Origin of the sequence: Sphingomonas sediminicola, assembly GCF_049991885.1 — a bacterium.
GTDB classification, from domain to species: Bacteria; Pseudomonadota; Alphaproteobacteria; order Sphingomonadales; family Sphingomonadaceae; genus Sphingomicrobium; species Sphingomicrobium sediminicola.
This window is the reverse complement of record NZ_CP178916.1, coordinates 1392977-1413584: the sequence shown is the minus strand read 5'-3', so window position 1 is coordinate 1413584 and position 20608 is coordinate 1392977. Positions and strand designations below refer to the sequence as shown.

22 protein-coding genes are annotated in these 20608 nt (G+C 63.5%); 11 read left to right on the top strand and 11 right to left on the bottom strand.

All coding sequences use genetic code 11. From position 1 onward, the window contains the following. Positions 1-6 precede the first annotated feature (6 nt). From ACMC5O_RS07320 to thpR, 3 genes are all read right to left on the bottom strand, one after another. Positions 7-999: a hypothetical protein gene (locus ACMC5O_RS07320; RefSeq protein ID WP_187709323.1), complete on the bottom strand. Its 993-nt coding sequence runs from the start codon at positions 997-999 to the stop codon at positions 7-9. Further along, complete coding sequence (locus ACMC5O_RS07315; protein WP_426692613.1) at positions 999-1961, bottom strand: hypothetical protein; 963 nt, start codon at positions 1959-1961, stop codon at positions 999-1001. Before ACMC5O_RS07315 ends, ACMC5O_RS07320 begins: the two co-directional genes overlap by 1 nt. Before the next feature lie 97 nt (positions 1962-2058). Then, the gene (thpR, locus tag ACMC5O_RS07310) at positions 2059-2592 is read right to left on the bottom strand and encodes an RNA 2',3'-cyclic phosphodiesterase (protein WP_187709325.1); all 534 of its coding nucleotides are present in this window, start codon (positions 2590-2592) and stop codon (positions 2059-2061) included. A 121-nt stretch (positions 2593-2713) separates the two neighbouring features. Between thpR and ACMC5O_RS07305 the strand changes: the two genes are divergently transcribed. Beyond that, positions 2714-3460: a Bax inhibitor-1/YccA family protein gene (locus ACMC5O_RS07305; RefSeq protein WP_187709326.1), complete on the top strand. Its 747-nt coding sequence runs from the start codon at positions 2714-2716 to the stop codon at positions 3458-3460. Between the two features lie 55 nt (positions 3461-3515). Here ACMC5O_RS07305 and ACMC5O_RS07300 read toward each other — a convergent pair whose 3' ends face one another. The 5 genes from ACMC5O_RS07300 to ACMC5O_RS07280 form a co-directional block, all read right to left on the bottom strand. Then, positions 3516-4031 (bottom strand): GNAT family N-acetyltransferase, encoded by a 516-nt coding sequence (locus tag ACMC5O_RS07300; protein ID WP_187709327.1) that lies wholly within the window; start codon positions 4029-4031, stop codon positions 3516-3518. Between the two features lie 27 nt (positions 4032-4058). Next, positions 4059-4919 (bottom strand): dienelactone hydrolase family protein, encoded by an 861-nt coding sequence (locus tag ACMC5O_RS07295; RefSeq protein ID WP_426692612.1) that lies wholly within the window; start codon positions 4917-4919, stop codon positions 4059-4061. Between the two features lie 3 nt (positions 4920-4922). Continuing rightward, positions 4923-5555: a glutathione S-transferase family protein gene (locus ACMC5O_RS07290; protein ID WP_187709328.1), complete on the bottom strand. Its 633-nt coding sequence runs from the start codon at positions 5553-5555 to the stop codon at positions 4923-4925. A gap of 125 nt (positions 5556-5680) precedes the next feature. After that, positions 5681-7357 carry a M28 family metallopeptidase gene (locus tag ACMC5O_RS07285; RefSeq protein WP_426692611.1) on the bottom strand — a complete coding sequence of 559 codons (1677 nt, stop codon included), beginning with the start codon at positions 7355-7357 and terminating at the stop codon, positions 5681-5683. A gap of 86 nt (positions 7358-7443) precedes the next feature. Further along, positions 7444-9552: a prolyl oligopeptidase family serine peptidase gene (locus ACMC5O_RS07280; protein ID WP_426692610.1), complete on the bottom strand. Its 2109-nt coding sequence runs from the start codon at positions 9550-9552 to the stop codon at positions 7444-7446. Between the two features lie 187 nt (positions 9553-9739). Here ACMC5O_RS07280 and ACMC5O_RS07275 point away from each other — a divergent pair, with 187 nt between their 5' ends. Genes ACMC5O_RS07275 through ACMC5O_RS07265 form a run of 3 tightly spaced genes read left to right on the top strand, consistent with a single transcriptional unit; the run spans position 9740 to position 11905 of the window. Then, positions 9740-10960, top strand: coding sequence for an NAD-dependent formate dehydrogenase (locus ACMC5O_RS07275; protein WP_426692609.1), 1221 nt, complete (start codon positions 9740-9742; stop codon positions 10958-10960). 49 nt (positions 10961-11009) lie between these two features. Beyond that, positions 11010-11375 (top strand): ArsR/SmtB family transcription factor, encoded by a 366-nt coding sequence (locus tag ACMC5O_RS07270; RefSeq protein WP_187709329.1) that lies wholly within the window; start codon positions 11010-11012, stop codon positions 11373-11375. Further along, complete coding sequence (locus ACMC5O_RS07265; protein WP_187709330.1) at positions 11372-11905, top strand: SRPBCC family protein; 534 nt, start codon at positions 11372-11374, stop codon at positions 11903-11905. Before ACMC5O_RS07270 ends, ACMC5O_RS07265 begins: the two co-directional genes overlap by 4 nt. A 67-nt stretch (positions 11906-11972) precedes the next feature. On the opposite strand, the gene clpA is transcribed toward ACMC5O_RS07265, so the two are convergent. After that, a complete protein-coding gene (gene clpA / locus ACMC5O_RS07260; protein WP_426692608.1) occupies positions 11973-14318 on the bottom strand; it encodes an ATP-dependent Clp protease ATP-binding subunit ClpA in 2346 nt (781 codons plus the stop codon). Between the two features lie 149 nt (positions 14319-14467). Continuing rightward, positions 14468-14665, bottom strand: coding sequence for a DUF1192 domain-containing protein (locus tag ACMC5O_RS07255; protein ID WP_187709332.1), 198 nt, complete (start codon positions 14663-14665; stop codon positions 14468-14470). A gap of 71 nt (positions 14666-14736) precedes the next feature. Between ACMC5O_RS07255 and ACMC5O_RS07250 the strand changes: the two genes are divergently transcribed. The 7 genes from ACMC5O_RS07250 (at position 14737) to queA (ending at position 19836) form a co-directional block, all read left to right on the top strand. Beyond that, entirely contained in the window at positions 14737-15717 is a 981-nt protein-coding gene (locus tag ACMC5O_RS07250; protein ID WP_426693518.1) for an NAD(P)H-quinone oxidoreductase, read from the top strand. A 104-nt stretch (positions 15718-15821) separates the two neighbouring features. Further along, positions 15822-16520 carry a DUF1013 domain-containing protein gene (locus ACMC5O_RS07245; protein WP_187709333.1) on the top strand — a complete coding sequence of 233 codons (699 nt, stop codon included), beginning with the start codon at positions 15822-15824 and terminating at the stop codon, positions 16518-16520. A 31-nt stretch (positions 16521-16551) separates the two neighbouring features. Further along, on the top strand, positions 16552-16797 hold the full coding sequence (locus tag ACMC5O_RS07240; RefSeq protein WP_187709334.1) for an exodeoxyribonuclease VII small subunit: 246 nt from the start codon (positions 16552-16554) through the stop codon (positions 16795-16797). After that, positions 16787-17701: a polyprenyl synthetase family protein gene (locus ACMC5O_RS07235; protein ID WP_187709335.1), complete on the top strand. Its 915-nt coding sequence runs from the start codon at positions 16787-16789 to the stop codon at positions 17699-17701. The genes ACMC5O_RS07240 and ACMC5O_RS07235 overlap by 11 nt, the downstream gene beginning before the upstream one ends. A gap of 18 nt (positions 17702-17719) precedes the next feature. Next, the gene (gene coaD / locus ACMC5O_RS07230) at positions 17720-18223 is read left to right on the top strand and encodes a pantetheine-phosphate adenylyltransferase (protein WP_187709336.1); all 504 of its coding nucleotides are present in this window, start codon (positions 17720-17722) and stop codon (positions 18221-18223) included. Beyond that, the gene (locus ACMC5O_RS07225; RefSeq protein WP_187709337.1) at positions 18220-18789 is read left to right on the top strand and encodes a peptidylprolyl isomerase; all 570 of its coding nucleotides are present in this window, start codon (positions 18220-18222) and stop codon (positions 18787-18789) included. Before coaD ends, ACMC5O_RS07225 begins: the two co-directional genes overlap by 4 nt. A 9-nt stretch (positions 18790-18798) precedes the next feature. After that, positions 18799-19836, top strand: a complete 1038-nt coding sequence (gene queA / locus ACMC5O_RS07220; RefSeq protein WP_187709338.1) for a tRNA preQ1(34) S-adenosylmethionine ribosyltransferase-isomerase QueA — start codon at positions 18799-18801, stop codon at positions 19834-19836. Here the strand turns inward: queA and ACMC5O_RS07215 are convergent. After that, positions 19821-20576 (bottom strand): TSUP family transporter, encoded by a 756-nt coding sequence (locus tag ACMC5O_RS07215; RefSeq protein WP_187709339.1) that lies wholly within the window; start codon positions 20574-20576, stop codon positions 19821-19823. The genes queA and ACMC5O_RS07215 overlap by 16 nt on opposite strands. Positions 20577-20608: the final 32 nt, after the last annotated feature.

Here is a 20608-nt window from a genome sequence, read left to right as displayed (position 1 = left end):
CAGGCCTCAATTGCCCCGCTTGGCGATCCAGGCGCCGAAGGCCTGGTGGGTCTGGCCGTCCGGGGTAACGGACTCGCCGCCCCTGTCGAACACGAACGGCAACGCCCAGGCGCCGATCGTCTCCTCGGCAGACGGACCCGTGAATCTTCCGAGGAAGAAGTTCTGGCCAAGGGCATTGGTGTCGAATCTGCCCGAATATGTCGTGCTTCCCGCGGAATAGACCGTGTCCCGGAACGCCCAGGTCCCGATCTCCACGGGATTCATGCCGTCGGGTAGCGAGAGGGTCATCGAACCGCCGAGAGTCCCCGCACCGAAGTTGAAGTTCAGCTCGACGGTCCCGTCTACGTTGAGCGGGAAATAGCCGCCGTAAAGATTGTCGGCGACCATGATGTCCGTGCTACCTGCGGAATAGCCTTGAAAGGTTGCAGAGCCCGTCGTTGGGACGGCGCCTTCGGGGGTCGGGATGCCGAACGCGACGTAACCCCAGCGCGAGGCCGCGGACGAGCCCCAGCTTCCGAGCTCAGAATAAGTGAAGCCCCGATCCCTCGCGCTCGTAGTTACCAGGAACGCGAGGTTCATCGCGACGTCTTGCGGCTGGAAGTAATTGTTGTCCGACGTCGGGCCGACGATGCCCTTGTAGTGGACAAGTTGGTCCCAGCCGGCGCCCGGAAGCTCGATCTCGTAATAGCCGCCCGCGTTGTACCGGATGTGCGCCTGGTCGCCGTCGTTGGTCGAGATCGGTCCGAACGTCGCGGTCTTGCTGTCGTAGGTGTCGAGGTTGCCGCCCGGGCCAGCGACCGAGGCTCCGACCGACGCATATTCGATTGGCGCTGGGTTGGCGAAGATCCTGACCGGCGGCGGTGTTGGTGGAGGCGGAGGCGGAGGCGGTGGGGTAGGCGTGGACGCAACACTCGTTCCGCCACCACCGCTGCCTCCGCACGCCGACAAGGCGAGTCCCGCGGCTGCTGCGAACATCCAGCGATTTGACCTGCTCGTCATCACTGCCCCCTTTTGGCGATCCACGCGCCGATCGCCTGATGAGTGCCGTCCTGAAAATTGAATGGGACCGCCCAAGCGCCAATGGTTTCCTCCGCGCTCGGTCCCGTGAACCGGCCGAGGAAGAAGTTGTTGCCGGACAGGCTGGTGTCGAAGCGACCGGAATAGGATGTGCTTCCAGGTGAGAAAACGGTCTGGACGAAGTTGTAGTCGCCGACTGGCACCGGGCCCCATCCGCTACTCAGGGCCATCGACATGGAGCCGCCGAGCGTTCCAGCGCCAAAGTCGAAATTCAGCGCGACCGTTCCTTCGACGGCGATAGGAAAACCGCAGTCGCAGGATGTAGCCGGGAGGTCTGTCGCACCGAGGATCTGACCCTGGAAACTTGCGGCGCCGGTGACGGGAACACCATCCGCGGGAGTGGGCGTTCCGAAAGCAACGAAGCCCATGTCGACCGTCTGAGCAAAGTCCAGGTCAGGCCGGGCCCACTTCGCCATCTCCGAGTAGCGGTAGCCGCTGTTTCGGGAACCGGTGATGACGAACGACCGGTTCATCTGCGATTGCAGCTCGAAGACGGTGTTGCCGGAGGTCGGATTGGTGATGGAGTCGTCGTGAATCAGCCGGGAGAATCCATCACCGGGCAGCTGCACTTCATAAAAACCGTCCGCTGTGTAGCGAATTTTCGGCTGACTGGATTCCGCGCTCGTTATCCCCGTGAATTGAACGTCGTAGGGAGGGGTGGAGAGGTCGCCGATGTTGGACCAGACCCCGACGGATGCGTAATCCTGCGGCGTTGGATTGGTGAAGATCGTGACAGCCTCTGCCTGGGGCGGCGGAGGCGGTGGCGGCGGAGGAAGCGGCGTCGGCTCCGGCCGGAACGCGGTGCCGGTGCCACCGCCACCGCACGCGCTGAGTGCCAAGGCGGCAGAGGCCGCGAACAGCTTCGTTGCACCTCGAATTTCCATTTCGTCCTCCCGCAATGCGGAAGTTCGAGAGGTATAGCGGTCGCGGCCTGACCACGATGATGATCTGCCGATGTTTTCATGATCATCTCGTGATGGCTCAAAGCAGGGCGAAGTCGGCCACCTCCTCATAATGCGGGCCGTGCCGTGACAGCTTGCTTTCGAAAAGGATGAAGCGGTCGACGTCGAAGGGCTCCGAATGCAGGTCGGAAGTGCGTCGCAGGAAGGCATCCACCGCTTCCGAGTTGCGGCGGTTCCAGCGTGCGAGCGTGATGTGTGGCAAGAAAACTCGATGCTCCGGTTCCAGCCCGACCTGCTGAAGCGCGCGCTCGACCTTGGCGGCGAGGCCGACAACCGGCGTTTTCGGTTCGATACCCGCCCACAAAGCGCCGCCGTTCCGCTTCTCGAATTTGCCGGTGCTGCTGATGCGGATCTGGAAGTTCGACGAGCGAACGCGATCAAGTGCGGCGGCGATGTCGTTCGCCACCGGACGCTCGACTTCTCCAATAAACCGTAACGTCAAATGAAGTTGCTCGTCGCCAACCCAGCGCAGCGCAGGACTGTCGTCCATCGCGTCGATCAGCAGGTCACGGGCGTCTTCGGGCGGCCGGATAGCTACGAACAACCGGTGCATTGCTTCCTTTCATCCAGATGAACGGTTGTTCAATCTGTCCGGTTTCGCTTGAAAGCCCTTCTAGTATCCACGATATTCGTTTCGGGAGCACGGGCCCTTAGCCCGTCCGATAGGAGAGAGAATGCAGAACCAGTTTGACCCACGCACGACGACCGGCGTGAATACCACCGCAACGGTTGGTGTTCCGCGCGCGGCCCGCGACGCTGGGCTCCGGTCCTACATGCTGTCAGTTTACAACTACATGGCCTCGGGCGTGCTGCTGACCGGCATCGTCGCCCTGCTGTTCGCACCTTATGCTGCGGACGTTCTCGTCAGCGCGAGCGGTCGTGGCCTCAGCGGCCTCGGCTGGATCATCACGCTGTCGCCGCTGGCCTTCGTCATGGTCATGAGCTTCGGCATCAATCGGATCTCGACCGGCACGCTGCAGTTGCTGTTCTGGGCGTTCGCCACGGTGATGGGACTGTCGATGTCGACGATCTTCATCGCCTATACCGGAACATCGATCGCGCAGACCTTCTTCGCGGTGGCCGCGGCCTTCCTCGGCCTCAGCCTCTACGGTTACACGACCAAGAAGGATCTCAGCGGTTTCGGCACGTTCCTGATCATGGGCGTTGTCGGCCTTCTGGTCGCGATGCTGATCAACCTGTTCCTACAGTCGCCTGCGATGCAGTTGGCGATCAGCGCGATCGGTGTGCTGCTGTTCGCGGGCCTGACCGCCTACGACACGCAGAAGATCAAGAGCATGTACGCCTACGTCGCGGGTACCGACATGATGGGCAAGGTCGTGATCATGGGGGCGCTGAACCTCTATCTCGACTTCGTGAACATGTTCACGTTCCTGCTGCAGTTCATGGGCGACCGCCGCTAAGGCATCGCTCGCAGCGAGAAATAAGAGGGGCCGGCGGGAAACCGCCGGCCCTTTTTCACGGGCGGCGTTGGCGCCAGCCGCCGGCGTCCAGCTCGAGATAGATGCTGTCGCACCACTGGTCCGCGATCAGCCATGTGCGTTCCTTCCGTCCGGTCTCGTGAAAGCCCAGTCGGCCAAGCAGCTTCAGCGAACTGCCGTTTCGCGGGTCGACATCGGCGTCGACCTTGGGCAGGCCATGAACGCTAAAGGCACGGTCGAGCACGGGCGCGAGCGCTTCCCGCGCGAAGCCGCGTCCCCAATGCTCGGGATGGAAGATGAATCCGATCTCGGGAAAGCGCCAAAGTCCGGCCTTGCCGATCAACTGACCTTCAAACTCCACGATGAAGTCCTCGCCCTCCGAAGGCTGAATGGCGATCATCGAGGCGAGCCAGTCGCGCGTCTGATCCAATTTCTGATGCGGAGGCGACGACCAATAGGCCATGGCTCGCGGATCGCTGAGGATCGCGTGCAGCCCTTTGAGATCGTCCGCTCGGGCGGATCTCAGCAGAAGACGTTCGGTGCGGAACTCCATGGCTCCGCGTAGCAGCAGGCCGCCGGGCTAGGCGAGATGCTGCTTGAAGAAGGCCAACGTCCGCTTCCACGCCAGTTCGGCAGCGTCCTTGTTGTACCGCTCCGCGGACGTGTCGTTGTGGAAGGCGTGGTTCACCCCGTCATAGAGGTAGAACTTCACCGGCTTGCCCGCCGCGCGCAGCGCCTCGACCCAAGGGAAGGACGTGCGGTTCACTCGCTCGTCCAGCCCCGCATCGTGGATCAGCAGCGGAGCCTTCACCTTCGAGGCTTCGGACGGATCCGGGGCAGGGCCATAGAATGGCACTCCGGCATCGAGCTTGTCTCCGGCCGCGACGGCGAGGCGGTTCACGAAACCCCCGCCCCAGCAGAAGCCGACCGCGCCGACCTTCCCGCCGCGGCTCGATTTGGCGAGCTCGTCGAGCATGGCGACCGCATCCGAGACCGATTTGTCTAGATTGAGCTTGCCAATGGCATCTCGCGCCGCGTCCTCATTCGAAGGCGTTCCGCCCGACAGCGACAGAAAATCCGGCGCGACCGCGCGGAAACCGGCGACGCCGAGGCGGCGTGCCACGTCGCGGACATAGTCGTTGAGGCCTCGATTTTCGTGAATGACGAGCACCGTCGCCTTCAGCGATCGGGTCCGAGGCTCGGCAACATATGCCTTGTACCCGCCGACCAGGTCTTTCGTGCGCGTGATAAGTCTCTTGTCGTCTGCGGGCACGATCGCCGCTGCAGCAGGGGAGGCGGCGATCGCGCCGATCAGCGCGTCGGCGGCCGCCACGCTTCCGGCAAGCGCGACCATCCGCGTCATGAAGACACGACGGTCGAAACCCTCGTGCGTGAAGCGATCGTAAAGAGCGATCGCGGCCTTCCTGAGCTGCGGGTCCATCGCTTAAGCCGGTTGTGGCTGCTGGGCCTTGGCTACCAGCTGGCTGTCGATGTCGCGGGCTCGGCGATAGGCGTCGCGATCCGTCATCCGCCGCGCATAATCGACGAAGGTCGGTCGGGCCTCGAGCAGGTTGAAGGCGAGCATGAAATTGACGTTGGCGCCGACGAAAAGGTCGGCGGCAGTGAAGTGGTCAGCGGCGATATATTCGCGGCCCGTCAGCGCCTTCTCCAGCGTGTTGATGGCTAGGTCGTAATTGCCGTAGCCGAACATGCGTTGCCGCTCCGGCGTCGGCTCCCATCCCGCTGCCTTGTTGCTGAAGGCGGCTTCCACTGGCCCCGACGTGAAGAATATCCAGCGATAGTAATCCGCGCGATCGGACGGCGGTGGGGCCAGGTTCGCCTCCGGGAAGGCGTCGGCGAGATAGCAGCAGATTGCGGCAACCTCGGTGACGACCTTACCCTTGTGCTTGATCGCCGGAACCTTTCCCATCGGGTTGATCGACAGATAGGGCTCGGCCTTCATGGTCGAAGCGTAGTCGAGAATTTCCGTGTCGTAGGGAGCGCCGACCTCCTCCAGCATCCAGCGGACCGTCTGCCCGCGCGATTGTGGATTGGTGTAGAAGACGAGGTCAGCCATTTCCGCTCTCCCTGATTTAGAACAAAGCGCGAACTACTCCTCTGCGCGGCTACGCTCAAGTCTGCCGGGCATGGACGCCGAAAGTTTCATCCCGAGGACGGTCCAGCCCGGCGCAGGCTTGTTTCTTAGCCGCGTTCTCCGCCGCTTCCGGCGCGATCCGCCCCGCTCTGGTCGCGGGTTGCACGGAATTCGCTGTCAGACGACCAGTTCGGCCATTCGCGCGAGTTGGCGAGCCGTTCACCGAGCATGTGAAGCAGCTGGGCGTCCTCGGCCTGGCCGCGGAAGTCCCAGACCGACTGAAACTCGTCGTCCGGCTGGTGATAACGCTTCTCGGTGTATTCGCGAGCGATCGCCTCGCCGCGCGCCGTTCCTCCGTTCACCAGATCGTTGCCGGCTTTGAAGCTGATCGCCGGAACGCCGGCCTTCGCAAAGGAGAAGTGGTCGGAGCGATAGAAGCCACCGCTTTCAGGATGAGGATCGGCGGTGAAATAGCGGCCCTGCTTCTTTCCTTCGGCGATCAGGTCGTCCAGCAGGTCGAGTTTGGCAGTTCCCGAGATACTGAAGTTCTTCTCGGGGCCGTTCAGGCCCATCGAATCGGTGTTGAGGACGCCCACCGTCTTGCTCAGCGGATAGAGCGGATTGGCCGCATAATATTCCGAGCCGAGGAGACCTTTCTCTTCTGCGGTGACCGCAAGGAAGACGACCGAGCGGTCGGGACGCGGGCCCTTGGCGAAGGCGCGGGCCTGCTCGATCAAGTGCGAGATGCCCGACGCGTTATCGAGCGCGCCATTGTAGATGTTGTCGCCGTTCGCATCCGGCTTGCCGATGCCGAGATGGTCCCAATGCGCCGAATAGATCACCGTCTCGTCCGGGTGCGCCTTTCCAGGAAGCAGCCCGACGACATTGTGCGACGTGATTGTCTCGACTTTGGCGTTTGCAGTCGCGCTAACCGTCGATTTGAGGTCGAGCGGCTGGAAGTCGCGGCGCTTGGCGGCCTGCTTGGCCTGCTCGAAATCGAGCCCGGCCTTGCGGAACAATTCCACCGCGACATCGCGCTGGATCCAGGTCTCGAAAGGAGTGTGTGCGGCGGCAGGGTCTTTCCGGACGATGTCGAACTGGACGTTCGTGTTCGAGTTCTTGACCGTGTTCCAGCCGTATGAGGCAGGCGCTGTTTCGTGGACGATCATGACGCCGGCAGCGCCGCGCCGCGCCGCTTCCTCATACTTGTAGGTCCAGCGGCCGTAATAGGTCATCGCCTTGCCGCCGAAATCGCCTTCGCCTCCCTCGAAATCGGGATCGTTGACGAGCACGACGATTACTTTGCCCCGCACGTCCTGGCCTTTGAAGTCGTCCCAGCTGCGCTCCGGCGCCGACACGCCGTAGCCGACGAAGACGAGGGGCGCATTGTCGATGCGGATTTGGTTCTGACCATTCTGCGGCGCACGAACCGAAATCTCATTGCCTTGAGTGAGGCGCATGCCGCCGCCGGCATTCTGGATCGTCACCATTGGGTCGCCGGCAATCTCGGACTGCAGAAGCGGCACGCGCTGCGTCCATTGGCGCTGGCCATTCACGACTTCGCCGCCCGGCTGGAGCCCGGCCGCTTTGAACTGGCCAACGATGTAGTCGATGGTCTTCACCTCGGCGCGCGTATTGACGCCGCGGCCCTCGTAAGCGTCCGACCCGAGCGTCTGGATGTGCTGCGACAGGCGCTGCGGGCTGAAGCTGCCCGTGTCGGCGGCAACGACGGGAACCGCCACAAGCGCGATTGCGGTCGCGGCGAACAGATGAACGATTTTCACTCCACACTCTCCCCAGAGGCACAAGGCAGGAATCGGCGGCACGTCAGGAGATGACCCAGCCGCCGAAACAGTTGCAAACCCGATACTTATTGCGCGGCGGCTGGGGAAGTGCCGTTGGTCGAAACGACGCTGCTGGCGTCGGGTTTCTTCCGGAAGCGATCGAACCAGGCGATGATAGCGCTCGCTTTCGCGGCGGACTGGCTTGGTCGTGACGCAATTCCGCCGTGGCTCGCCTCGGGAACTTTCACGAGCGCCGTCGGCACGCGTTGGAGCTTGAGCGCGGAGTAGAGCTGCTCGGCCTCGCTAACCGGAGTGCGGTAATCGGACGCGCCGACGACAACGAGCGTCGGGGTCTTCACATTGGCCATCAGGCTGAGCGGTGAGCGCGACCAATAGGCCTGGTAATTCTCCCATGGCAGCGAGCCCATCCAGTACGGGGCGAAGAAGGGCGTTCCATCCGAGGTCAGCGACATGCTGGTCCAGTTGGTCACCGGCTTCTGCGATGCCGCCGCCTTGAAGCGATTGGTCTTGCCCACGATCCAGGCGGTGAGGATGCCGCCGCCCGATCCACCGGTCACGAAGAGGTTGTCGGGATCGGCCACGCCGCTTGCGACCGCGGCATCGACGGCCGCCATGAGGTCGTCGAAATTGCTCGCCGGATAGGTCTTCTCGATCCCGTCCGCGAAGCCCTGGCCGTAACCGGTGGACCCGCGGGGATTCGTGTAGAGCACCGCATAACCGGCCGCGGCATATTGCTGATAATCGGTCGAGAAGTGCGGGCCGTAAGCGGCGTAGGGTCCGCCGTGGATCTCAAGGATCGTCGGCACGCGCTGACCCTCCTGATACGTTGGCGGCAGGAGAAGCCAGGACGGCACCTTTGCGCCATCCGGTGCGGTCGCGACGAACGATCTCAAGGTGCCCAGATTCTTTGCGCCGAGATTGAGATCGTTGAGCCGGGTGAGCTGTCGCTTTGCCCCGCCGCTCGAGATCGCGACGTCCGCCGGCCTGTCGAACGTGCTGGTCGTGAAGGCGATCGTGCCGTTCTTCGCGACGGTGAACGCCCCGCCGGCATAAGGCCGATCATAGCCTGCATCAGCGGCTTCATGCGTGATCGGCCGAACGCTTCCGTCCAGCCCGATGCGCGACACGGTGAGTGATCCGCCTTCTTCGTATCCAGCGTAGATTGCGCGGCCGTCCGCGGACCAGTGGATCTGGTTGATCCCACGGTCGAGGTTCGGCGCGATCAGTCTTGGAGAGCCGCCATTGGCGCTCATCACGTACAGGCTGGCCTGCTCATATCCCTTCATGTGATCGTCGAAGCCGAGATAGGCGATGCTCCGGCCGTCCGGCGAGGCCGCAGGAGCCGCGTCCGGGCCGTTGCGGCTCGTCAGCGCGGTGACGTTGCCCGTGTCGAGATCGAGCTTGTACACCTCGCTGTCGACGACGGTCATTTCCCAGTCGGGCTTGCGGACCGCGCTGAACAGGATCGCGCGACCGTCCGGCGTCCATTCCGGAGCGCCGTCATGGTACGCGCCGAAGGTGAGCTGGCGCGGTGCGCCGCCGTTCGCATCGACCATGAAGATCTTGTCGAAGCCGGGCTTCAGGTAACCGGCGTCGTCGGTTCGGTAGGTGACCTTGTCGAGGATCTCGAGCGGCTTGGCCCATTGCGCGCCCTCCGGCTTGTCGGGAGCCGAGCCGAGCTTTGGACCCTCATCGGGGACGTTCATGAGATAGGCGATGCGGCGGCCGTCCGGTGACCAGGCGATGCCCTGCGGGCTATCGGGAAGCCCGGTGACCCGGACCGACTGCCCGGTATCCATCCAGCGCACGAAAAGCTGCGGCGCTCCGCCTTCGCCCGTGGAGGCATAGGCGAGGCGGCGGCCGTCCGGCGACCAACGCGGGCTGAAATGATCGCCCGTTCCCGCGACAAGCGGCCTTTGCTCTCCAGTCGCGACGTTGATCAGCCAGATCGACGAGCGCGCCTTGTCGGTCATGATGTCGGCGGAGCGGCGCACGTAGGCTACCGTCCGGCCGTCCGGGCTGATCTGCGGATCCGACGCCGCGCTCAAGTCGAACAGGTCGCGGCCGGTGAAGACTGGGCTCGGGCCTTCGGCCGGAGCGGCTGCCGCCGGCGGGCTTAGAACTGTCGCTGCAAGCAGGAGGGCGAAAGGCGCAAGTCGGCGGGCATTGGGCATGAAAGGAGCTCCCCTCCGGATGAAGGCGCGCACGATTCAACTTTCGCGGGCCCGCGACAAGCGTCTTCGAAACGAACGTGCCGAAGCTCCTTGAAGCTGGTATGAGACGCGCCGCCAGCGCCACCGCCGTGGACGACCCGAGAGTATCCCTGTGCCGTCCGCCGCAAGGACCATGAAAGGCACATCCATGGCGAAGATCTTGTGCGTCCTCTACGACGACCCCGCCGACGGCTATCCGACCAGCTACCCTCGCGACGACCTGCCGCACATCGAGCGCTATCCCGACGGCCAGACGTTGCCGACGCCAAAAGCGATCGACTTCCAGCCTGGGCAATTGCTCGGAAGCGTTTCGGGAGAGCTTGGCCTGAGGAAATTCCTCGAATCCGGTGGCCACCAGTTCGTGGTCACATCGGACAAGGACGGGCCGGATTCCGTGTTCGAGCGCGAGCTCGTCGATGCCGATATCGTCATCTCGCAGCCGTTCTGGCCCGCGTACATGACCGCCGAGCGCTTCGCCAAGGCGCGGAACCTCAAGATGGTCGTGACCGCAGGCATCGGGTCGGATCACACGGACCTGCAGGCGGCCGCCGAGCGCGGCGTGACCGTCGCCGAGGTCACCTACTGCAACTCGATCAGTGTCGCCGAGCACGTCGTCATGATGATCCTCGGGCTGGCGAGGAATTACCTTCCGTCCTGGGAAGACGTGAAGGCGGGCGGGTGGGACATCGCTGAATGCGCCGCGCGATCCTACGACATCGAGGGAATGCACGTCGGGACGGTCGCCGCAGGCCGTATTGGATCGGCGGTGCTTCGCCGATTGAAACCGTTCGACGTGCATCTGCATTACACCGACCGGCATCGGTTGCCGCCGGAGGTCGAGCAGGAGCTTGGCGTCACCTTCCACGAATCCGCTGCGGACATGGTCCCGCATTGCGACGTCGTGACCATCAATGCGCCGCTGCATCCCGAAACGGAGAACCTGTTCGACGAAGCAATGATCGCCCGGATGAAGCGAGGCGCCTATCTCGTGAACACGGCGCGCGGAAAGATCGCGAACCGCGACGCGGTAGCAGCCGCGCTCAGGAGCGGCCATCTGGCGGGCTATGCCGGCGACGTCTGGTTCCCGCAGCCGGCGCCCCGTGACCATCCGTGGCGGACGATGCCGCATCATGGGATGACGCCGCACATTTCCGGGACGTCGCTGTCAGCGCAGGCTCGTTATGCGGCGGGTACCCGGGAAATCCTCGAATGCTTCTTCGAGGGTCGGCCGATCCGCGATGAGTATCTGATCGTCCAGGGCGGCAAGCTCGCGGGCACGGGTGCGCACAGTTACAGCGAAGGTGATGCGACTGGCGGGTCGGAAGAAGCCGCGCGCTACGAAATGCCGAACCCGATCCCGGCTCAGTAAGTTCAACCGAAAGGTTGACAATCAAATAGGCGGGTCCTAATTCAACCAAATGGTTGAACTTGATGAGCCGCGGCTGGATGTCGTCTTTCATGCTCTCGGCGATCGCACTCGTCGGGTCATGCTCCGGGAGCTCGCGGGTGGGGAGCGCACCGTCGGTCAACTGGCCGAGCCGTTCGATATTTCCCTCGCTGCGGCGTCAAAGCATATCAAGGCACTTGAGAATGCCGGCCTGATCCGACGCGAGGTTCGTGGCCGCACCCACTGGTGCAGGCTGGAGCCCGGTCCGCTTGCAAGCGCTGACGAATGGCTGCGCTTCTACGAGCACTTCTGGACTGGACGTATCGACACCCTGGAGCGCCTGCTTCGCGAAGAGGTCGCTTCTCCCAATTCCAAATCAAAAGGAGAAAATCGATGATCGATTGGACGACCAAGGATGCGTACGGCGTACTCGTCGAGCCCACTACGCTGAAGATAGAACGGGTTCTGCCCGGCCCTATCGAGCGAGTGTGGAGCTATCTTACGGACAGCGAGATGCGCAGAAAGTGGCTTGCATCCGGCGAGATGGAGCTCGCGGTCGGAGCGCCGTTCGAGCTAGTGTGGCGCAACGACGAACTCACCGATCCGCCCGGACAACGGCCGAATGGCTTCGGCGAAGAGCACCGCATGGAAAGCCGGATCACGGAAGTAGACCCGCCGAAGAAGCTGTCGTTCGAGTGGGGCACGACCGGCGGAGTGACATTCGAGCTCGAACCCGATGGCAACGGCGTGCTCCTGACCATCACTCATCGGCGCCTGCCAAGCCGCGACATGCTGCTTAAGGTCGCAGCAGGCTGGCACGCGCACCTCGACGTGCTGGAGGCGGTATCGGCTGGCGAACGGCCGGCGGAGTTCTGGCAGAACTGGGAGCGTCTGAAGGACGATTACGACAGCAAATTGCCTGCCTGAGATCGTTTGAAGGCAAGATAAAAGGGCCGGGAGACGATCCCGGCCCTTGGTTCATTTGAAACTTGCCTTATTCGGCTGCCGTAGTCTCGTCGCCGGCTTTGCCCTTGGCCGTTGCCTTCGGTTTCGCCTTTCCGCCCTTCGGCTTTGCAGCCTTCGGAGGTGCCGGGACGATCTCGAACGACGGGGCATTGTCCTTGATGCGGACCTTGACCTCGCCGCCGTTGACCAGCTTGCCGAACAGCAGCTCTTCGGCGAGCGGCTGCTTGATCTTCTCCTGGACTAGCCGGGCCATCGGACGAGCGCCGTAGAGCTTGTCGTAGCCGCGGTCCGTCAGCCACTTGCGCGCCTCGTCGTCCAGCTCGATGTGGACGCCGCGGTCGGCAAGCTGCAGCTCCAGCTGGAGGATGAACTTGTCGACGACACGGGCGACAACGGCCGGTGGCAGGTATGCGAACGGAACGATCGCATCCAGCCGGTTGCGGAATTCCGGCGTGAACATCTTCTTGACCGCATCCTCCTGCGCATCTTCGCGTGAAGCGGCGCCGAAGCCGATGCTCTCACGCGCCATGTCGGACGCGCCGGCATTCGTGGTCATGATCAGGACGACGTTCCTGAAATCGACCGTCTTGCCGTGGTGGTCGGTGAGTTTTCCGTTGTCCATCACCTGCAGGAGGATATTGAACAGATCGGGGTGCGCCTTCTCGATCTCATCGAGCAGCAGCACACTGTGCGGATGCTGGTCGACCGCGTCGGTCAGCAGGCCGCCCTGGTCGTAGCCGACATAGCCCGGAGGAGCGCCGATGAGGCGGCTCACCGAGTGCCGTTCCATGTACTCCGACATGTCGAAGCGCTGGAGCGGAATGCCCATGATCGATGCCAATTGGCGAGCGACCTCGGTCTTGCCGACGCCGGTCGGACCGGAGAACAAATAATTGCCGATCGGCTTGTCGGGCTCGCGAAGCCCTGCCCGCGACAGCTTGATCGCCGAGGCGAGCTTCTCGATTGCAAGGTCCTGCCCGAACACGACGCGCTTCAGGTCGGCCTCGAGGTTCTCGAGGACGCGCTTGTCGTCGGTCGAAACCGACTTCGGCGGGATCCGCGCCATGGTTGCCACCACGGCTTCGATTTCCTTGGTCGTAATGACCTTCTTCCGGCGTGACGGCGGGACGAGCATCTGCATCGCGCCGACCTCGTCGATCACGTCGATCGCCTTGTCCGGCAACTTGCGGTCATGGATGTATCGCGCGCTGAGCTCGACCGCCGACTTAATGGCGTCAGGCGTATAACGGACGTTGTGGTGGCCCTCGAACGAGGAGCGCAGGCCGGCGATAATCTTGATCGTGTCTTCGACCGTCGGCTCGTTGACGTCGATCTTCTGGAAGCGCCGGAGCAGCGCCCGGTCCTTCTCGAAGTGGTTGCGGAACTCCTTGTAGGTCGTCGATCCGATGCAGCGGATTGCACCCGACGAGAGTGCGGGCTTGAGCAGGTTCGATGCGTCCATTGCTCCGCCGCTGGTGGCGCCAGCACCGATCACCGTGTGGATCTCGTCGATGAAGAGGATCGCGTTCGGGAGCTTCTCGAGCTCGGAAACGACCGATTTCAGCCGCTCCTCGAAGTCGCCGCGATAGCGCGTGCCCGCCAGCAAGGCGCCCATGTCGAGCGCATAGATGGTCGCACCCTTTAGCACGTCGGGAACGTCGCCCTCGATAATCTTGCGTGCGAGGCCCTCGGCAATGGCGGTCTTACCGACGCCGGGATCGCCAACGTAGAGCGGATTGTTCTTCGACCGGCGGCAGAGGATCTGGACCGTGCGATCCACCTCGGCGCTGCGGCCGATGAGCGGGTCAACCTTGCCGGCGCGGGCCTTCTCGTTGAGGTCGATGGTGAACTGCTTGAGGGCAAATTCCTTCTTGCCCTCCTTCTCGCCGCTCTTCTCTTCGGCGCCGCCGACCTCGCGAGGTTCGGGGGGCGTTTCGCCCTTGCCGACGCCGTGGCTGATGTAGGTCACGGCATCGAGGCGGCTCATGTCCTGCTGCTGCAGAAAATAGACGGCATAGCTCTCCCGTTCGGAGAAGAGCGCGACGAGCACGTTGGCGCCCGTGACCTCGTCACGGCCCGACGATTGGACGTGCAGAATCGCGCGCTGGACGACGCGCTGGAAGCCGCTCGTCGGAGTCGGGTCGGTGCCGGTGTCGGCGACCAAGGCCCCAAGCTCATTGTCGAGATAATGCTTCACGGCCGCGCGAAGCTCGTCCCGGCTGACGCCGCATGCGGTCATGACCTTGGACGCATGCTCGTCGTCGATCAAGGCGATCAAAAGGTGCTCAAGGGTCGCGTACTCGTGACGGCGACGGCTGGCCTCAGCCAGTGCGTTGTGCAAGGTCTGTTCGAGTTCGCGAGCGAAACTGGGCATTTAGGTTTTACTCCTGCCCGGTCCCCGGAATGGGCCGGGCTCTTCACGAATGTCATACGCGGCAAACGAGCAATCAAGAGGCTTGGGCCTCATTATCCCCAATTTATCGCGCCTAAAGGTTATCCCGGCCTGTAGGACCGGAACCCGCATTACTTCTTGAACAGCTCTTCGGCGGCGGAGCGGTGTTTCGTGGCTCGGTCGATATGGGCTTCGACGCGGGCAATCTCGGCTTTCAGAGCCTCGATGCGGGCATGAAGCTCCTCGATCGAGATTGGGTCGAGATCCTGCTTTGCAAGCTCTACCAGCGGGTCGCCCGGCTTGCTCGGGAAGAGTTCCTCGAGGTCCATCGGTGAAACGTTGACCGATGCGGCCGTGGTGTCAATAAGCGCGCGCAGTGACCAAAGCCGTTCCAGCTTCCATGAAGGCGATCGTCGCCCCCCAGCCGGATGGCGCGGAGGAGCTTGCGGTAGTCGAACGGCCGGTCCCGCGGGTCGGGGCAGGCGAAGTCCTGATCCAGGTCGCAGCCGCGGGCGTGAACCGTCCAGATATCCTTCAGCGTCGCGGTCTTTATCCGCCGCCGCCTGGCGCGCCTGACATCCTTGGCCTTGAGATCGCGGGTACGGTCGTCGAGGCGGGTGAGGGGGCCGGCGATCTGATCGGAAAGAAGGTCTGCGCGCTCGTCGCCGGTGGTGGTTACGCCGAATATTGCGTTGCGCCCGCCGGGACCTGCTTCGTCGTTCCCGAAGCGCTTTCGCTGGCCGAAGCAGCCGCAATGCCGGAGACCTTGTTCACAGTCTGGGTGAACCTGTTCGAGCGCGGCTATGCAGCGGAGGGAGACACGGTGCTCGTCCACGGCGGGACGAGCGGCATTGGCACGATGGCAATCGCGCTCGGCAAATTGTTCAATCTCAAGGTCATCGTGACCTGCGGAAGCGACGAGAAATGCGCGCGCGCGCTGGAGCTCGGTGCTGCGGCCGCGATCAATTACCGCACGCAGGACTTCGCTGCGGAGGTGAAGAGCTTCACCGGAGGGCGCGGTGTCGCAGTCGTCCTCGACATGGTCGGCGGCGATTATTTGCCCCGCAATCTCGCCTCGCTGTCCGAGGAAGGACGCCATGTCTCCATTGCTTTCCAGCGCGGAGCGAAGGGCGAGGTTCTGCTTCCGGATGTCATGCGGCGCCGGCTGACACTGACCGGCTCGACGCTCCGGCCGCGCTCGGTCGAGTTCAAGACGATGGTCGCGGACGAGATCACGCGGACCGTATGGCCATATGTCGAGGGCGGCCGGCTCAAGCCTGTCATTGACAGCATTTTCCCCCTCGATCGCGCCGCCGAAGCCCATGCGCGCATGGAAGCCGGGGACCATGTTGGCAAAATTGTCCTGGATGTCGCGAACTGACCGTCTTTGCCTTGCCGTAGGGCACGGGTCGGTTTACATCGCCCGCAACGCTGGCCGCTCCGGAAGGGGCGGCCCTTATTGTTTCTAAAGACCGGAGAAACCCAGTGGCCCAGCCCCTGATGCCCCATGCGACCGCCGCCTGGCTGGTGGAAAATACGTCGCTCACGTTTGAGCAGATCGCCGAGTTCTGCGGGCTGCATATCCTCGAAGTCCAGGCCATTGCCGATGACACGGCCGCGACCAAGCTGACCGGTCGGGATCCCGTGCGTGCAGGCGAACTGACCCACGAGGAAATCGAGAAGGGCCAGAAGGATTCGAGTTACGTCCTTCAGATGCACAAGGCGCCGGACCCGGTCCGCCGCACGCGCGGTCCGCGCTACACGCCGGTGTCGAAGCGTCAGGATAAGCCGGACGGAATCGCCTGGATCATCAAGAACCATCCGGAAGTCAGCGACGGGCAGATCGGCAAGTTGATCGGCACGACCCGGACGACCATTGCCGCGATCCGCGAGCGTTCGCACTGGAACATGGCGAACATCACGCCAAAGGATCCGGTGACGCTCGGTCTGACGAGCCAGCGCGAGCTGGATGCGGCGATCGCGAAGGCGCAGAAGGCCGCAGGCGGCGCGGCGCCGACCGACGAGCGCTTCGAGAGCGACCGCGACGCGCTGATCGTGCAGCTCCGCGCCGAGCGCGAGCAGCATCATCGCGACGCGGAGGCCGCGCTTGCGGCTGCCGAAGCTGGTGAAGATGCTCCGTCCGACGAGATCGTCCCGGGCATCCGCGACCCGTTCAAGCGTTGATTTAAGCCTGTCGGAGGGTCATTCCTCGTCCATGGACGCGCCCGAACAACAGAGCGAACTGAGCTTCGAGGCGGCGCTTGCGCGCCTTGAGGAAATCGTGCGCCTGCTCGAGCGTGGCGAGGCTCCGCTCGATCAGTCGATCGAGCTTTACCAGGAAGGGGACCGGCTTCGCCGTCATTGCGAGGCGCGCCTGAAGGCGGCTCAGGAACGGATCGAGCAGATTGCCTTTGGGGCCGACGGGCGGCCATCCGGCGTCACCCCCTTCGATGCCGGTTGAGACGGTCGACCGGGCGCGGCTCGAGCTGGACGCCGAGGCCGAACGGATTCGCGGCGAGATTGATGAGCTGTTCGGACGTCTGCTCGTGTCGCGCAACGATGGCCGCGACGATCTTTACGCGGCGATGCGCCATGCAGCGATCGGTGGCGGAAAGAGACTTCGACCACTCCTGACGGTTGCCGCATCGCGGCTGTTTGGCATTGCGCGAGATCGGGCCCTGCGTGTCGGAGGAGCGATCGAGGCGATCCACGTCTATTCGCTGATCCATGACGATCTTCCGTGCATGGACGATGACGACGTTCGTCGCGGGAAGCCGACCGTCCACAAGATGTTCGGCGAGGCGGCCGCGGTTCTCGCCGGGGACAGCCTTCACGCACTTGCATTCGAAATCCTTGCCGATCCCGAAACCCATGAAGATCCTTTCGTCCGGTCGGACCTTGTCCTGGCGCTGGCAAAGGCCTCGGGGCCTTCGGGCATGGCGGGAGGCCAGATGATGGATCTCGCCGCCGAGGGAAAATCGCTCGACCTTTCGGCGATCACTAGGCTCCAGCAGCTGAAGACCGGAGCGCTCATCGAATATGCGGTCGAGGCGCCCTGTATCATGGGCCGGCTGCCTTCGGAGGCGAGGACGCCATATCGCGGTTACGCCCGCAACATCGGGCTCGCATTCCAGATCGCCGATGACCTCATCGACCATGCGGGCGACGCCGACGCGGCCGGCAAGCGCACCGGCAAGGACGCGGAGGCGGGGAAGGCGACCTTCGTATCGGTCCTAGGGCCCGAGCGCGCTGAGCAGCAGGCGCGCTTCCTCGTCAGCCAGGCAATCGAGCATCTCGCGGACCATGGAGCCGAAGCCGATTTGCTGCGGGCGCTCGCGCGGTTCGCTATAGAGCGGAACCACTGAGGCGGACTGGGGAGTAGCATGACGGAACGCATCGGGGTTTATCCGGGCACGTTCGACCCGATCACGCTCGGGCATATCGACATCATCCGGCGCGGCGTGCACCTCGTCGACCGGCTCGTCATCGGCGTCACGACAAATCCGTCCAAGGAGCCGATGTTTTCACTTTCGGAGCGGCTCGCAATGGTTCGGCGCGAGGTTGCCGGTCTTGCCGACGGCAAGATCCAGGTCATCGAGTTCAACTCACTGCTTATGGATTTCGCGGAATCGCAGGGCGCTTCGATGATCATCCGGGGCCTGCGAGCAGTCGCGGACTTCGAATATGAATTCCAGATGGCGGGCATGAACCAGCAGCTGAACGACGATATCGAGACGGTCTTCCTGATGGCCGGCGTGTCGCTTCAGCCGATCGCCTCACGTCTGGTTAAGGAGATCGCGCGCTATGGCGGCTCGATCGACAAGTTTGTCACGCCGTTGGTTGCGGCGGACGTGAGAAGGCACCTCGAGGGAGAAGCGGGCGCATGATTGGCCGGGTTTTGTTTACGATTTCAGCATTGGCGCTCGTTGCGGCGAAGCCCGCCGATCCGCCGGCCAAGCCGATGCTTAGCGTGATTGCGCCTGCGGAGGTGGCCAACGACCCTTCAAACAAGCTGATCCTGGAGCTCAGCACGGGCGGCAGGGTCGTCATCATGATGCGTCCCGACGCCGCGCCTGAGATGGTAGGGCGGGTCAAAACGCTTGTCCGCCAGGGCTTCTACAACGGTCTGATTTTCCATCGCGTCGTTCCCGGGTTCATGGCGCAGGGCGGTGATCCGACCGGTAAGGGCGATGGCGGCTCGCCGCTTCCCGACCTCAAGGCCGAATTCAACTCGCTACCGTTCCTGCGCGGCACGGTAGGCGCAGCCCGTACCGACAAGCCCGATACGGGGAACAGCCAGTTTTTCATCATGTTCGCGCCAAATGCTACGCTGAACGAGCGGTACACGGCGTTCGGTCGCGTGATAGAGGGCATGCAGGCCGTCGACACGATTGCACCGGGGGAGCCGCCGGAGCAGCCGACAAAGATCGTCCGCGCGACCCTGGGCGGCTAAAGCGCGCGAATGCGCGTCGACCTTTTCGATTTCGACCTTCCTGCAGAGCTGATCGCGCTGAGGCCCGCCAGGCCGCGGGATTCAGCGCGGCTGCTGCTGGTGGATGGCGAGGTTATATCGGACAAGGCCGTGCTCGATCTGCCCAACCTGCTTCGGCCGGGTGACACGCTCGTTTTCAACGATACCCGCGTGATCCCGGCGCAGCTCGAAGGCCGCCGAGGCGAGGCCCGGATCGGAGCGACGCTCCACAAGCGGGAGGGGCCGCGCGATTGGTGGGCGTTCGTACGCAATGCCAAGCGCCTGCGTGTCGGAGACGTCGTCGAATTCGGGAACGGCGTCCACGCGACCGTTGCGGACCGGGACGAAGAGGGCGCCGTTCTCCTCCACTTCGAGGGTGAGGACCCCGTCGAAATCCTGCTCGAGCGCGCAGGTCGAATGCCGCTGCCGCCCTACATTGCCTCGCGCCGGCCTGCGGACCAGCAGGACCGCGACGACTACCAGACCATGTTCGCGCGGGAAGAGGGGGCAGTAGCTGCGCCCACAGCGGCGCTGCATTTCACGCCAACGCTGATCGAGCGGCTTGAGGAAAACGGCATTCGCCGCGAGACGCTGACGCTGCACGTGGGCGCGGGGACCTTCCTTCCGGTGAAGGCGGAAGACACCATCGAGCACAAGATGCACGCCGAATGGGGCCGCATCGACGAGGAAACTGCCGAGCGGCTCAACACGGTGCGAGCTTCGGGCGGCCGGCTGATCGCAGTCGGAACCACGTCGCTTCGCTTGCTGGAGAGCGCCGCGGACGAGAGCGGCATCATCCATCCCTTCGAAGGCGATACCGCAATCTTCATTACCCCCGGCTATCGCTTCAAGGCGATCGACGGCCTCATCACCAATTTCCACCTTCCGCGCTCCACGCTCTTCATGCTGGTCAGCGCACTGATGGACCTCGAAGTGATGAAGCGCGCCTACGCCCATGCGGTGGAGCAGAAGTACCGTTTCTACTCCTACGGCGACGCGAGCCTTCTGCTTCCTCAGGTGGCGAAATAGCCCGACAAAAGCCGCGCCGTCAGTCCGAGTGAGATCACTACGAGTAGCGGTCGGATGAGCCGCGCTCCGAAGCGGATTGCGCTGTGCGAGCCCAGCCAGCCTCCGGTCATCGCGCCGAGGGCCATGCACAGGCCAAGAAGCCACAACATTTTCCCGCCGAGAGTGAAGAACAGGACGCTCGCCACATTGCTGGTGAAGTTAAACAGCTTGGTCAGGCCGGTCGCGCGGGTGAGGCCATAGCCTCGAAGCGCGACAAGGCTGGTGCTGAAGAAGGTTCCGGTGCCGGGCCCGAAGAAGCCGTCGTAGAAGCCGATCGCTCCGCCTACCGGTGCATAGCCTCGCTCGGTAACCTGGTGATGCGCATCCTCGTCGGTCATTCGGGGGCTGAACAGGACGTAGAGCGACACTGCAATCAGCAGCAGCGGAATGATCAGCCCCAGCACCTTGGTGTCGATCGCCTGGACGAGCAGTACGCCGGCGGTCGCGCCGACGAAGACCAGGGCGATCGTCAGCTTGTGCCGGTGCCAATCGACAAGGCCGGCGCGCGCATAATTGCGCGTCGCGACTGCGGTCCCAAAGATCGACTGGAGCTTGTTGGTCGCCAGCGCCTGGATCGGCGACGCACCCGCGAAAAGCAGCGCCGGCAGCATGATGAGCCCGCCACCACCTGCGACCGCATCGATGAAGCCGGTCAGGACGGCGATGACGGTCAGGGCGGGGTAGACCCACGGCTCGATCATCCGGCGGTCCTAGCCGCGCCGTCCGGCGGTCG